General features: G+C 60.3%; 13 protein-coding genes. 9 read left to right on the top strand and 4 right to left on the bottom strand.

The window, feature by feature from the left end:
- Positions 1-184: 184 nt before the first annotated feature.
- The 3 genes from RHM56_RS25910 to RHM56_RS06480 form a co-directional block, all read right to left on the bottom strand.
- Complete coding sequence (locus RHM56_RS25910) at positions 185-397, bottom strand: hypothetical protein (RefSeq protein WP_416194886.1); 213 nt, start codon at positions 395-397, stop codon at positions 185-187.
- 168 nt (positions 398-565) lie between these two features.
- A complete protein-coding gene (locus RHM56_RS06485; protein ID WP_322239693.1) occupies positions 566-1915 on the bottom strand; it encodes an MFS transporter in 1350 nt (449 codons plus the stop codon).
- A gap of 95 nt (positions 1916-2010) precedes the next feature.
- Positions 2011-3252, bottom strand: coding sequence for a glutamine synthetase family protein (locus tag RHM56_RS06480; protein ID WP_322241718.1), 1242 nt, complete (start codon positions 3250-3252; stop codon positions 2011-2013).
- A gap of 445 nt (positions 3253-3697) precedes the next feature.
- Here RHM56_RS06480 and RHM56_RS06475 point away from each other — a divergent pair, with 445 nt between their 5' ends.
- Together RHM56_RS06475 and RHM56_RS06470 are read left to right on the top strand one after the other, a co-directional pair.
- Positions 3698-4993: a histidine-type phosphatase gene (locus RHM56_RS06475; protein ID WP_322239691.1), complete on the top strand. Its 1296-nt coding sequence runs from the start codon at positions 3698-3700 to the stop codon at positions 4991-4993.
- A gap of 89 nt (positions 4994-5082) precedes the next feature.
- Positions 5083-5337, top strand: coding sequence for a hypothetical protein (locus tag RHM56_RS06470; protein WP_322239689.1), 255 nt, complete (start codon positions 5083-5085; stop codon positions 5335-5337).
- Between the two features lie 6 nt (positions 5338-5343).
- Here RHM56_RS06470 and RHM56_RS06465 read toward each other — a convergent pair whose 3' ends face one another.
- Positions 5344-6105 carry a FadR/GntR family transcriptional regulator gene (locus tag RHM56_RS06465; protein ID WP_322239687.1) on the bottom strand — a complete coding sequence of 254 codons (762 nt, stop codon included), beginning with the start codon at positions 6103-6105 and terminating at the stop codon, positions 5344-5346.
- Between the two features lie 252 nt (positions 6106-6357).
- Here RHM56_RS06465 and RHM56_RS06460 point away from each other — a divergent pair, with 252 nt between their 5' ends.
- The 7 genes from RHM56_RS06460 to fucP all read left to right on the top strand — a co-directional run bounded on the left by RHM56_RS06460 (position 6358) and on the right by fucP (position 12684).
- Positions 6358-7098, top strand: coding sequence for an SDR family oxidoreductase (locus RHM56_RS06460; RefSeq protein ID WP_322239685.1), 741 nt, complete (start codon positions 6358-6360; stop codon positions 7096-7098).
- A 130-nt stretch (positions 7099-7228) separates the two neighbouring features.
- Entirely contained in the window at positions 7229-8077 is an 849-nt protein-coding gene (locus tag RHM56_RS06455) for a fumarylacetoacetate hydrolase family protein (protein WP_322239683.1), read from the top strand.
- Positions 8078-8090: 13 nt separating this feature from the next.
- Entirely contained in the window at positions 8091-9368 is a 1278-nt protein-coding gene (locus RHM56_RS06450; protein ID WP_322239681.1) for an L-fuconate dehydratase, read from the top strand.
- A 33-nt stretch (positions 9369-9401) separates the two neighbouring features.
- The gene (locus tag RHM56_RS06445; RefSeq protein ID WP_322239679.1) at positions 9402-10265 is read left to right on the top strand and encodes an amidohydrolase family protein; all 864 of its coding nucleotides are present in this window, start codon (positions 9402-9404) and stop codon (positions 10263-10265) included.
- Positions 10262-11038 carry an SDR family oxidoreductase gene (locus RHM56_RS06440; protein ID WP_322239677.1) on the top strand — a complete coding sequence of 259 codons (777 nt, stop codon included), beginning with the start codon at positions 10262-10264 and terminating at the stop codon, positions 11036-11038. Before RHM56_RS06445 ends, RHM56_RS06440 begins: the two co-directional genes overlap by 4 nt.
- A complete protein-coding gene (locus RHM56_RS06435) occupies positions 11035-11367 on the top strand; it encodes an L-rhamnose mutarotase (protein WP_322239675.1) in 333 nt (110 codons plus the stop codon). The genes RHM56_RS06440 and RHM56_RS06435 overlap by 4 nt, the downstream gene beginning before the upstream one ends.
- 90 nt (positions 11368-11457) lie before the next feature.
- Entirely contained in the window at positions 11458-12684 is a 1227-nt protein-coding gene (gene fucP, locus RHM56_RS06430; RefSeq protein ID WP_322239674.1) for an L-fucose:H+ symporter permease, read from the top strand.

Here is a 12684-nt window from a genome sequence, read left to right as displayed (position 1 = left end):
TACCGAGATGTTTGAGGCGTGTTATTAACCATTCTGAAGGATTGACCACTGTGCTTCTGTTAGGATCTCGAGCTTGCGGCAGCGTCCTCAAAGCCATCGACCTCAATAGCGAACAGCTCACAGACTACCGCTTCGAAAGTGGACGCAAATCATACGCCAATAGGGCTCCTTAACTCAGATATCGTTAGCTAAAACGACCCGCAACTACCGCTACGACAGCCAACACCGGCTGATCGGCATCACCCTGCCGGACGGCAGCCAAGTGGCCTACCGCTACGACGCCGTCGGCCGGCGCATCGCCAAAGAAGTCGACGGCACCACCACCCAATTCATCTGACAAGGCGAACGCCTGATCGCCGAAAGCGCCCAACAAAAAGGCATGCGCGACGTCAGCCACTACCGCAGCTACCTACGACCCGAGCACCTTCAAACCGTTAGCGTTGCTAAACGGCGAAGGCAAACGCGCACAGATCTACCACTACCAACTCGACCAACTCGACCACCCGCAAGAACTCAGCACCCACCGCGGCCTAATAAACCGTTTATAACAGTCACCTAGTCGCCCCTACGACTTAACGTCCGGTTCCGGCCCGCCCATTTCCGGCGTTATCGCAGGCTCTACCTCAACCTCAGGCTCCCCCACCACTTCAACCCCATCCACCATCTGATCCTGCACCACTTGCTCGTCCACTCGTGGATCAAGCGCTGCCACCAGAGGTGAGCTGGACATGCTGTCGGGCATGGCGACGTGGTGCAGCGGTGCGTCGTCGACCTGGTGCAGGTTGGTGACGGCGTTCGGGCGGATGCGCCACACGAGTATCAGGCTGGTAACGCTGAAGAATGCATAGAGCATCTGGCTGCCCAGTACTTTCATCAGCACCCCGGCCAACAGCGGTCCGACGCTCGCGCCAATGCCGTAGGTCACGAGGAGCATGGCGGTCAGTGAGACTCGGCGCTCGCTTTCGATGTGGTCGTTGGCAAAGGCCACGGCCAGCGGGTAGATGCAAAATTGCAGCAGCGCGCACAAGAAGCCAGCCACGAACAGGACTTCGACGGGCACTTCAGGGAAGATTGCCAGCGGCAAGGCTGCCACGCCCAGCAGCAGGGCGAAGATGCGGATCAGCAGCGGTCGGTCATAGCGGTCTGACAACCAGCCCAGCGGCCATTGCGAGACTAAACCGGCAAAGATGCAGCACCCCATGTACAGACCAACCAGTTCGGTCGATAGCCCTTGTTGCGATGCGTAAAGCGGTGCCAAGCCGTAGAACGAGCCAATCAGCAGGCCTGCGCCCATCACGGCGATCAGTGACTGCGGGACGCGCTTGATGAAGAATTTCGGGTCCATCGGCGCAGGCCGCAAAGGCGCCGGGTGGATGCGTCGGGTCATGGCGACCGGTACCAGGCACAGGGCAAAGCACATGGCCACCAGCATCAGCAGTTCTAGCCCCAAAGCCGGGTGGATGACCAGTATCAGTTGCCCGAGCATCAGCCCCAGATAAGAAGCAATCATGTACAGGCTAAACACCACGCCACGCTGTTTGGCGTCGGCCTGCTCGTTGAGCCAGCTCTCGATGACCATGTACTGGCACATCATGCCGAGGCCGACGATCAGACGCAGCAGCAGCCATACCGGTAGCCAGTCGGTCAGGCCGTGGCACAGCACCGCGGCACCGACGATACCGGCGCAGGTCGCGTAGGCCCGTATGTGGCCGACCCGGGCAATGAGCCGGTGCCCCAGTTTGCCGCCCAGTACCAGACCACAGTAGTTGGCCGCCATCAGGGCACCAATCCATAGCCCGTCGACATTGTCAGCCGCCAGACGCAAGGCGAGGTAGGTGCTCAACAGACCCGAGCCGATCAGCATCATCAGCGAGGCGAAATATAACGCTCGAAAAGACTTCCAGATTTGGTGCATTGGCTTTCCGTGCGGCTCCTTGTACAGACCATCAGCGACCTCAAGGCCGCCAACTGTTACAGGTTCAAAAGGGCGGCATTTGCCCGTCTCAACAATTAAGCCTGAGTCGCCAGAACGCGACGTTCCCAGGGGGTTATTTCGTCATGGAAGCTGGTCAGCTCCAGGGTCTTGGACGCAATGTATCCTTCGATGAACTCATGGCCGAACAGTTCCTTTGCTAAATCACTGCGCTTGAGACGCTCAAGGGCCGCATGCAAGGTACATGGCAGAGACAACGCTTCAGGCACTTCGAACACACCCTGAATGGCAGCGGTGGGTTCAAGCTGGTGCTCGATGCCGTGCAAACCGGCGGCCAGGCTCGCCGCAATGGCCAGATAAGGGTTGGCATCTGCGCCCGGCAAACGGTTTTCGACCCGTCGCGCGACGGGTGCGCTGGCCGGGATTCGCAAACCGGCGCTGCGATTGTCGAGCGACCAACACGCGTTGTTCGGTGATGCAAACGGGTGGTACAGACGCTGATACGAGTTGACGTTGGGTGCAAACAGCGCCGTGAAGTCAGCCATGCACGCCTGTTGCCCACCGATAAAGTGGCGGAAGGTGGCCGTGGGTTGCCCCGCTTCATCGCTGAATACGTTACGCCCGCTGCCCGTGTCGACCACGCTTTGGTGAATGTGCATCGAGCTGCCCGCCGTGTGCGCCAATGGCTTGGCCATGCACACCACTGTCAGGCCGTGCTTGAGCGCGACTTCTTTAAGCAGATGTTTGAACAGCAGGGTCTGATCGGCCAACAACAGCGGATCGCCATGCAGCAGGTTGATCTCGAACTGGCTGACGCCCATCTCGTGCATAAAGGTGTCACGCGGCAAACCCAGCGCGGCCATGCACTCATACACCTCATTAAAGAACGGCCGCAGGCCGTTATTGGAGCTGATGCTGAACGCCGACATGCCGTCTTCGCGGCGACCGTCCAGCCCGACCGGCGGGCGGAACGGTTGAGTCGGGTCTGGGTTGGCCGCAAACACAAAAAATTCAAGTTCGGTGGCCACCACCGGCGCCAGGCCAAGGGCGGCATAACGGGCGATCACTGCTTGCAACTGGCCACGGGTCGACAGGCGCGAGTGGGTGCCTGTGAGTTCAACCGCGTCGCAAATGGCCAGCGCCCGTGGCGTCTGGCTCCATGGCAAACGGTGGATCTGCGCAGGGTCTGGAATCAAGGCGAGGTCGCTGTCGTCGCTGCCGTAGAAACGGGCCTCAGGGTAGCCACCCATGATGCATTGCAGCATGACGCCTCGGGCCATTTGCAGGCGCCGTCCTTCGAGAAAACCTGCTGCGGTCATTACCTTGCCACGCGGGACGCCATTCAGATCCGGGGTCACACATTCAATCTCATCAATGCCCGCCAATCGCTGTGCGAGTGAGTCGTGGCCATCGGTCGTCATGACGCTTTCCTTGTTGGGGTACAAACCGCGAACGGCAATGCGCACAAAATACGCACCCCCCGTTCGTGAATTCAAGCGAGCAGCGCATAAATCAGAAGAAAACCACAGCGCTTGTAGTCGCTGTCGAGGTACGAAGGCTGCGATAAAGGCCACAGGACCTTCAACAACAGGGTCGCTACGCAACCCATCGCAGCCTCGTACCTCGACAGCGACGACGAGGAACAAGAGGATCGATTGTATTTTTTCGCGCAGAACCCGGCATGTCCAAAGACGACACTCACTGGCGGGTTTTGCCGACTAGACTCAGCGCCCACTGTGTCCTGCAAGGCCCAAAGGAAAAACGATGAAGACGTTGACCCCGCTCTATACCGGTCTGCTGCTGGTCAGCATGATCAGCCCGCCCGCCGTTGCCCAGACGCCAACCCGCGATGGCTACGTGCTGGACAAGGTCGTTCAGGTCAGCCGCCACGGCGTGCGTCCACCCACAGCGTCCAATGAAAAACTGCTGACCAAAGTCACCCAGCGCCAATGGCCGACCTGGCTGGTGCCCTTCGGCAACCTGACCGGCCATGGCTACACGGGCGCGGTCGAAATGGGCCGTTATCGGGGCGCAGTGCTGCGTAGCGCCGGGTTGATTGCGCAAGGTTGCCCGGAGGCCAATCAAGTGCTGGCCCACGCCAGCCCCCTGCAACGTACCAAAGCCACCGCACAAGCCCTGCTCGACGGTATGTTCCCCGGCTGTGGCTTACAGCCGACTTATGTCAGCGGCGAACAGGACGCGCTGTTCCAGGCCAATGAAATGCCCTTTGCCGCACTCGATCCAGACAAAGCCCGCGCCCAAATTCTCCAGGCCCTGGGTGGCAGTGTCGAAGCGGCACAAAAGCGCTACGCACCATACGAAGAACACCTGCGAGCAGTCGCCTGCCTGCCCGGCACCGACTGTCCGTACGGCAAACACGCCTGGGCGCTCGAAGAAAACGCCAAAGGCCGTTTTTCGATCAAAGGTCTGAGCGCAGGCGCCAACATGGGTGAAGTGTTCCGCCTCGAATACAGCCAAGGTCTGCCGCTGGATAAAGTCGCGTTTGGGCATGCCCGCACAGCCGCCGAGGTCTCCAGCCTGATGGTGCTGACCAAAGCCAAATATGACTTCCTCAACGACATCCCCTACATCGCCAGCCGTGGCGCGTCAGAGTTGATGAATCAGATTTCGCTGCAACTCAAACAAGGCACAGCACTGGCCGACAACGCCGCGCCAGGTTCACCGCCGGATGTGCCGTTGATGCTGCTGGTGGCCCACGACACCAACATTTCGTACCTGCGCACGATGCTGGGTTTTGGCTGGAAGCTCGGCGACTACATCGAAAACAATATTCCGCCCGTGGGCACGTTGCAGTTTGAACGCTACAAAGAAGTCAAAACCGGCGAATACTTTTTGCGCATCGCCTTTGAAGCGCAGTCGATGGATCAGATCCGTAACCTGACCCCACTGAACGGCGCGCAAATACCGCTCAAGCAAGACTTCGCCAGCAGCAAGGATTGCCGCAAAACCAGCGTCGGAGTGCTGTGCCCGCTTAAAGGTGCCATGGCCACCGTCGACCACAACATCGACCCGACCGCGCTGACGCCCTACACCTGGTAGCAAGGGGATAGATAGCACAACCTGACGTGAGATACATTGAAACGGCCTGTTACCAAAACAACAGCCCGTTCACTCACACAGGGTGCCACTTGAATAAAAATCAAAAATTGCGAACCTTCGATCTGATCCGCGAGGCGGTACTGCCTGAGTACCGCGACCGTGTAAACGAGTACCTGAGCCTCTACGAACAAACGCTGCACAATGAGGACGCCCCGAAAGATGAGCTGCACGCCATGGCTCACCAGCTTCGGGGCTACTTGCGGGGCCTCAATACCACGCGGGTGCTGGGCATGGCGGGCTTGGAAGAACTCGACCGCCGCGTGACCGAGTGCTGGCTGGATTAACCCGCCTTACTGAGCGTTACGACTGAAGATGCGAATCACCTCATCCAAGTGCTCGGCCATCGCCTGACGCGCCGCGTGCGGGTCATGTTGTTCGAGTGCTTGAAGGATGCGCCGGTGCTCGTCTTCGGAACGGTGCGGCATGTCATCCGAGGTGTAGTGGCTTTGCAGGCGCTGGAACATGCTGCCGTAACGATGGCCCAACAAATGTTGAATCATCAGTGCATAGGCCGGGTTGTCCGAGGCCTGAGCAATGCGGATATGAAACAGACGGTCGCCGGGGTGGGTGTGTGAATCTTCGCGGTTGTCCTGCACGTTGCGTTCGAAGGCCTCGCGAATGCCTGCCAATTCGTCATCGCTGGCATTCAGCGCTGCCAGCGCGGCCGCTTCGGGCTCAATCAAACGCCGGGCCTGAAGCAGCGCAAACGGCGGAATCTCAGCGCTGAAATCCACTTCAATGCCCAACTCCGGGTCCAGTTCTTTCCACTGGTTGCGTGTGGCCTGGGCCATGACGGGTTCGTTGGAGACCGTTTGCACCGGCGGCTCACACACGATCACCCCGTTGCCGACGCGCACGTCCACCAGACCGATCACTTCCAGCGCAATCATCGCTTCACGCACCGACGCCCGGCTCACGCCCAACAACTTGGCCAACTCGCGCTCGGCTGGCAAGCGGCTGCCCGGCGGAAATTCACCGCTGTCGATCAAGGCCCGAAGCTGATCAGCGATCTGCCGATAAAGCCTTTGGTTATCAATAACTTGGAATGGCATCGTGAAATTAGCTCTGGTGGGTGCAGCGACTCGCGAGCGCTTTTTCAAGAAAAAGTCACTTGTTGAAGCTTGAGGTGCATGCTACAAAAGGCCCAATGGCCTGACCATTGGATGGATAACGTAAAGCGATCATAGCAAAAACTTATCCCGACGCTGCGTCGTTTTGCCAGTTGCTACGCCCTTAATGGCCTGACCATTAGTCCAAAATGATCAGCCAACAATAAAAACAATCGACATTGCTCTGGAGCACCCATGGATCTTTCCGGCAAACGCGTGCTGATCACAGCCGCAGCCCAAGGCATTGGCCTCGCCAGTGTCCAGGCCTACCTCGCCGCTGGCGCCGAAGTCTTCGCCGCCGACATCAATGCAGCCGCCCTCGCCAAGCTTGAAGGGGCGCGCACTCACCTGCTGGATGTCACCGACGCGGGCGCCATTGAGCGCCTGGCCGAAGAGATCGGCCCGCTGGATGTGCTGTTCAACTGCGCAGGCGTGGTGCACAGCGGCAACATCCTGGAGTGCAGCGAGAAAGACTGGAACTTCGCCCTCGACCTTAACGTGACCGCCATGTACCGCATGATCCGCGCCTTCTTGCCAGGCATGCTGAGCAACGGCGGCGGCTCGATCATCAACATGGCCTCGGTGGCCTCGGCCGTCAAAGGTGTGCCTAACCGCTTTGCCTACTGCGCCAGCAAAGGCGCGGTGATTGGCCTGACCCGCTCTGTCGCAGCGGACTTTGTGAGCCAAAACATCCGCTGCAACGCCATCTGCCCCGGCACCGTCGACTCCCCTTCCCTGCGTCAGCGCATTCGCGAACAAGCCGAGCGCGAAGACCGCAGCGTGGACGAGGTGTACGCCGCCTTCGCCGCCCGCCAGCCCATGGGCCGCATCGGCACGCCAGAAGAAATCGCCCAATTGGCGCTGTACCTGGGCTCCAGTGCCAGCGGCTTCACCACCGGCACCGCGCAAATCATTGATGGCGGCTGGAGCAACTGACCGCCCGCTTTTGACTTTGACCCTGTGGGAGCTGGCTTGCCAGCGATTGAATCAACCGCGGCCACCCGGCATACCGAGTCGCCTGCATCGCTGGCAAGCCAGCTCCCACACATTTAACCGAGGAAACCCTATGAAACTGCTGCGCTACGGCGAAAAAGGCCAGGAACGTCCCGCTCTGCTCGATAACAACGGTGATCTGCGTGACTTGTCCGCAGTGGTCTGCGATATCGCAGGCGACACCCTCAGCCCGCAAAGCATTGCCCGTCTGCAAGACATCGACCCGTCCACCCTGCCGCTCGTCCAAGGCTCGCCGCGCATTGGCGCCTGTGTCGGCCAGGTCGGCAAGTTCATCTGCATCGGCCTCAACTACGCCGACCACGCCGCTGAAACCGGGGCGGCCATTCCCGCCGAACCGGTGGTGTTCAACAAATGGACCAGCGCCATCGTCGGCCCGAATGACAACGTCGAAATCCCGCGCAACTCGCGCAAAACCGACTGGGAAGTCGAGCTGGGCGTGGTCATTGGCAAAGGCGGTCGCTACATCAGCGAAAGCGACGCGCTGGAGCACGTGGCCGGTTATTGCGTGATCAATGACGTGTCCGAGCGCGAGTTCCAGCTAGAACTGGGCGGCACCTGGGACAAAGGCAAAGGCTGCGACACCTTCGGCCCGCTCGGTCCATGGCTGGTGACCCGCGATGAAATCGCCGACCCGCACCAGCTCGACCTGTGGCTGGAAGTCGACGGCAAGCGTTATCAGAACGGCAACACCCGGACGATGATTTTCCAGATCCCGAAAATCGTCAGCTACCTCAGCCAATTCATGAGCCTGCAACCCGGCGACGTGATCTCCACCGGGACCCCGCCCGGCGTTGGCCTGGGCATCAAACCCGAACCTGTTTACCTGCGCGCTGGCCAGCACATCCGTCTGGGCATCAGCGGCCTGGGCGAACAAAACCAACGCACCGTCGACGCCGAATAAACAGGAGCACGCCATGACGACTATTACCGCCGTACGCGTTGAAGATATTCGCTTCCCCACCTCGCAATCACTGGACGGCTCGGACGCGATGAACCCGGACCCTGATTATTCAGCGGCCTACGTCATCCTCGAAACCGACACCCCGAACCTCGAAGGCCACGGCCTGACCTTCACCATCGGCCGTGGCAACGAAATCTGCTGCGCCTCGATCAAGGCTCTCGCGGGTCTGATGGTGGGCCTCAAGCTTGAGTGGATCGCCGAAGACATGGGGCGTTTCTGGCGCTACGTAACCAGCGACAGCCAACTGCGCTGGATCGGCCCCGACAAGGGCGCCATTCACTTGGCCACAGGTGCCGTGGTCAACGCCGCCTGGGACCTGTGGGCCAAAGCCGAAGGCAAGCCGGTGTGGCGTCTGGTGGCTGACATGAGCCCCGAGCAACTGGTGCGCTGCATTGATTTTCGCTACATCACCGACTGCATTACCCCCGCACAAGCCCTGACATTGCTGCGCGAACGTGCCCACGGCAAAGCCGAGCGCCTGGCCTTGCTCGAAGCCGAAGGCTACCCGTGCTACACCACCTCGGCGGGCTGGCTGGGTTATGCCGATGAAAAACTGCGCAGACTGTGCCAGGAAGCCGTCGACGCGGGCTTCTCCCACGTCAAATTAAAAGTCGGCCACGACCTGCAAGACGACATCCGCCGCGTGCGCATTGCCCGCGAAGTGCTCGGCCCGGACCGCAAGCTGATGATCGACGCCAACCAAGTCTGGGAAGTCGACGCGGCCATCGACTGGGTGCGTGAACTGTCGTTCGCCAACCCGTGGTTTATCGAAGAACCGACCAGCCCGGACGACGTCGAAGGCCATCGCAAAATCCGCCAGGGGGTCAGCCCGGTCAAAGTCGCGACCGGCGAAATGTGCCAGAACCGCATCGTGTTCAAGCAACTGATCATGCGCGAAGCGATTGATGTGGTGCAGATCGATGCCTGCCGCCTCGGCGGGGTCAACGAAGTGCTGGCCGTGCTGCTGATGGCTGCCAAGTACAACTTGCCCGTGTGCCCGCATGCCGGTGGCGTGGGCCTGTGCGAATACGTGCAACACCTGTCGATGATCGACTACCTGTGCATGGCCGGGACCCACGAAGGCCGCGTGGTCGAATTTGTTGACCACTTGCACGAGCACTTCGAAGACCCGTGCGTGATCCGCAATGCCGCCTACATGCCGCCACAAGCGCCCGGCTTCTCGATCCAGATGAAAGCCGCGTCCCGCGAGCAGTACCGCTATCGGGGCTAACGCCCATCACTGAACGGACGGAGTACAACAATAATGTCGTCCACAGACCCACTGCGACTGGATGCGCATCAGCATTTCTGGCGCTATGACGCTGCGGGCTATCCCTGGATAGGCCGCGACATGGCGTGCTTGCGTCGCAACTTTACCCCCGATGATCTGCGGCCCTTGCTTGACCAGGCCGGGCTCGATGGCTGCATTGCCGTGCAAGCCCAAGCCAGCACAAGCGAGACCGATCGGCTGTTGCTGCTGGCCGAGCGTTACCCGTGGATCCGGGCCGTGGTGGGCTGGGTCGACCTGTGCGCTGGCGACCTTGAACAGTCGCTGGAGCGCTGGGCCCAGGCGTCGGTACTGCGTGGCTTTCGTCATCAGCTGCAAGACGAAAGCGCGCCTGCCGCGTTCATGCAGCGACCTGATTTCAATCGTGGGCTGGAGCTTTTGCAGCGCCGGGGCCACGTCTACGAAGTGCTGATCAAAGCCCGTGACCTGAGGGCTGCGACGCAGTTGTGTCAGCGCCATGACCAGCACCATCTGGTGCTCGACCACCTCGCCAAACCTGACGTGCAGGCCAACAACCTGCGCGAGTGGGCCGAGCAACTGGCACCGCTGGCCGCGTTGCCGCACGTCAGTTGCAAGTTGTCGGGGCTGACCACCGAGGCCGATTGGCAGCAGTGGCGCAGTGATCAACTGACGCCGTATCTGGACACCGCACTCGAACTGTTTGGACCGCAACGCCTGATGTTCGGCTCCGACTGGCCGGTGTGCCTGCTCGCCAGCGATTACAGCACCACCCACACCTTGGTCGACAACGTGTTGCAGCGCCTGAGCACCGCCGAACAAGCGGCGATTTGGGGCGCCAATGCCTGCGCCGTCTACGGGATTAAAGGAGTGAAACGATGAATCTGTATCTGCAAGACAAGGTCTTTATCGTCACCGGCGGCGGCTCCGGCATCGGTGCCGCCATCTCCCTGGGCCTGGCCGATGAAGGCGCGATCCCGGTGATTTTCGGTCACAGCCCGTTGTCGGACGAACTCGCCCGGCAACTGGATCAACGCGGCGCACAAAGCCTGTTTATCCAGATTGAACTGCGTGACGAAGACGCCTGCCGCGCCGCCGTTGCCCGCGTCTTGCAACGCTTCGGGCGTATCGACGGGCTGGTCAATAATGCAGGCGTCAATGATGGTGTCGGCCTGGAAGCCGGGCGCTCGGCGTTCGTGGAGTCGCTGGAAAAAAACCTGATCCACTACTACCTCATGACCCACTTGTGCGTTGACGCGCTCAAAGCCACCTGCGGATCCATCGTCAATATCAGCTCTAAAACCGCCCTCACCGGCCAAGGCGGCACCAGCGGCTACACCGCCGCCAAAGGCGCGCAACTGTCGCTGACCCGCGAATGGGCCACCTCCTTGCTGCCTGACGGCATCCGGGTTAATGCCGTCATCCCGGCCGAAGTCATGACCCCGCTGTATGAGCGCTGGATCAACACCTTCGACGACCCGAAAGCCAAGTTGGCGAGCATCGTCGAAAAAATCCCCCTCGGCCAGCGCATGACCACCGCTGAAGAAATCGCCGACAGCGTGCTGTTTCTGCTGTCACCGCGCGCCTCCCACACCACGGGGCAATGGCTGGTGGTTGATGGCGGCTACACCCACCTGGACCGGGCACTGACATGAACCGCCAGTGCCTGGCGCTGGACCTGGTCGACGACCCGGCATTGATTGCCGAGTACGAACGTTTGCATCAACAGATCTGGCCGCAGATCAGCGACCACCTGCGCCAGCACGGCGTGCTCGACATGCAGATCTGGCGCTTGGGTACACGGCTGTTCATGGTCATGGACACGGCGCCGGATTTCAGTAGCGCTGCCTTTGAACAGGCAAGCGCCAGCGATGCCTGGGTGCAGAAATGGGAAGCCCTGATGTGGCGTTTCCAGCAACGCACGCCGTGGACCCCTCCGAGCCAGAAATGGGCGCCCATGACGCAGATTTTCAGCCTCACCTAACCCCTGTAAGAGCGAGCTTTTAGAAGATCAAAAGATCGCGAGCAAGCTCGCTCCTACAGGGTTTTTACAACAATAAGAAGGAGATGCGTCATGTCACTCAAGCACTCGAACGTCGCAGCGCCGTCCTTTGCCAAGACGGTTACATCCTATCGCTGGGCACTGATTCTGGTGACCTGCCTGTTCTTTCTCTGGGGGCTGTCCTATGGCTTGCTGGATGTGCTCAACAAGCACTTCCAGGAAACCCTGCACGTCAGCAAGGCCCAGTCCGGCTTGCTGCAAAGCGCGTATTTCGGGGCGTATTTTCTGATCGCCCTGCCCGCCGGTTTCTTGATGGACAAGTACGGCTACAAGGCTGGCATCCTGCTCGGCCTGTGCCTGTACGCCACCGGCGCCTTGCTGTTCATGCCCGCCGCTGCTGCGCAAAGTTTTCAGTTCTTTTTGTTCGCGCTGTTTGTGATTGCCTGTGGTCTGGGTTGCCTCGAAACCGCCGCCAACCCTTATGCCACGGTGCTCGGTGCCCCTGCCGGTGCAGAGCGGCGCTTGAACCTGGCGCAGTCGTTCAACGGCCTCGGGCAGTTTTTTGGCCCGTTGATTGGCGGCGCGCTGTTCTTTAGCGGGGCCAACAGCACGGACACCACGCAATCGCTGCAAATGACCTATCTGGTGATCGCCGCCTTGGTGCTGCTGGTCGCGCTGCTGATTGCCCGCACCCCGCTGCCGGACCTGCGCGAACAAGAAGCTCAGGCCCAGCAACGCAGCGACAAAACCTTGTGGCAGCACCGCGAGTTCGTCACCGGGGTCATCACCCAGTTCTTTTATGTCGGCGCGCAAGTCGGGGTCGGTGCGTTTTTTATCAACTACGTCACCGAACACTGGGCGCAGATGAGCAGCCAACAAGCCGCGTATCTGCTCTCGGTGGCCATGCTCAGCTTCATGTTTGGGCGCTTCTTCAGCACCTGGCTGATGGGCCGCGTCAACGCCCAGCGCCTGCTGCTGATTTACGCCCTGATCAACGTCGCGCTCAGCGTGGTGGTGGTACTGGGCATTGAAGGCGTGTCGGTGGTGGCCCTGGTGGCGATGTTCTTCTTTATGTCGATCATGTTCCCGACCCTGTTTGCCATGGGCGTGAAAAACCTCGGCGCGCATACCAAGCGCGGCAGCTCTTTCATGATCATGGCCATCGTCGGTGGCGCCCTGATGCCCTACGTGATGGGCATGGTAGCCGACCACTCCTCCACTGCCGTGGCCTACCTGTTGCCGATGGGCTGCTTTGTGATTGTCGCGGCCTATGCCCGCGCTGCCCTGAAAAATCGTTAA

The sequence above is a fragment of the Pseudomonas sp. CCC3.1 genome, from assembly GCF_034347405.1.
GTDB lineage: Bacteria > Pseudomonadota > Gammaproteobacteria > Pseudomonadales > Pseudomonadaceae > Aquipseudomonas.
Note: the sequence above shows the minus strand (reverse complement) of the source record. Positions and strands in the feature narration are given on the sequence as shown.

Excerpts from the sequence above, each read along its gene's own strand:
- RHM56_RS06485 (WP_322239693.1), bottom strand. The coding sequence starts at position 1,915 with ATGCACCAAATCTGGAAGTCTTTTCGAGCGTTATATTTCGCCTCGCTG.
- fucP (WP_322239674.1), top strand. The coding sequence starts at position 11,458 with ATGTCACTCAAGCACTCGAACGTCGCAGCGCCGTCCTTTGCCAAGACG.
- RHM56_RS06480 (WP_322241718.1), bottom strand. The coding sequence starts at position 3,252 with ATGACCGCAGCAGGTTTTCTCGAAGGACGGCGCCTGCAAATGGCCCGA.
- RHM56_RS06455 (WP_322239683.1), top strand. The coding sequence starts at position 7,229 with ATGAAACTGCTGCGCTACGGCGAAAAAGGCCAGGAACGTCCCGCTCTG.
- RHM56_RS06445 (WP_322239679.1), top strand. The coding sequence starts at position 9,402 with ATGTCGTCCACAGACCCACTGCGACTGGATGCGCATCAGCATTTCTGG.
- RHM56_RS06475 (WP_322239691.1), top strand. The coding sequence starts at position 3,698 with ATGAAGACGTTGACCCCGCTCTATACCGGTCTGCTGCTGGTCAGCATG.
- RHM56_RS06465 (WP_322239687.1), bottom strand. The coding sequence starts at position 6,105 with ATGCCATTCCAAGTTATTGATAACCAAAGGCTTTATCGGCAGATCGCT.
- RHM56_RS06460 (WP_322239685.1), top strand. The coding sequence starts at position 6,358 with ATGGATCTTTCCGGCAAACGCGTGCTGATCACAGCCGCAGCCCAAGGC.
- RHM56_RS06440 (WP_322239677.1), top strand. The coding sequence starts at position 10,262 with ATGAATCTGTATCTGCAAGACAAGGTCTTTATCGTCACCGGCGGCGGC.
- RHM56_RS06450 (WP_322239681.1), top strand. The coding sequence starts at position 8,091 with ATGACGACTATTACCGCCGTACGCGTTGAAGATATTCGCTTCCCCACC.
- RHM56_RS06435 (WP_322239675.1), top strand. The coding sequence starts at position 11,035 with ATGAACCGCCAGTGCCTGGCGCTGGACCTGGTCGACGACCCGGCATTG.